At 71.6% G+C, this 401-nt stretch carries 1 protein-coding gene; it reads right to left on the bottom strand.

The features are described 5' to 3' along the window. Positions 1 to 401 (bottom strand): cupin domain-containing protein (locus I8J30_RS32680; protein ID WP_210664503.1); only part of this gene is annotated, 401 nt, incomplete at both ends.

Raw genomic sequence — 401 nt, 5'->3', positions numbered from 1 at the left:
GAGGCGTGCGCAAGGTCGCGCAGGCCCCAGGGTTTGCCCGGCGCGGAGTGCATGAGGTCGAGTGCCGGGCGCAGTTGTTCGTCGGACAGGAGCCGCAGCCAGCCCGGGGGCAGGTCGGTCTGGTCGATGTAGGCGCGCAGCACCTCGAGGAGCAGGAGCTGGCCGTACTGGCGGATCGCGAAGGCGGAGCCCATGCGGTCCCTGGTCTCCTCTTCTTTTTTTCTGTGGAGCGTGCCGCGCACGTTGGCCGCCGTCGTCGCGGTCGTCGCGGTCGTCGCCGCGTCCGGCGCGGCCGAGCCGCGGACGTGTGCCACCGGCGGCAGCGCCTGCTGCAGCAGCGCCCCGCCCGCCTGGTTGAGCGTAACGTGGCCACCCACGACGACGTTCGCGACGAGATTCGT

This window comes from Paenibacillus lignilyticus, from assembly GCF_017942085.1.
GTDB classification, from domain to species: domain Bacteria; phylum Bacillota; class Bacilli; order Paenibacillales; family Paenibacillaceae; genus Paenibacillus_Z; species Paenibacillus_Z lignilyticus.
The sequence above is the reverse complement of the archived record's forward strand: the minus strand, read 5'-3'. Positions and strand labels throughout refer to the sequence as shown.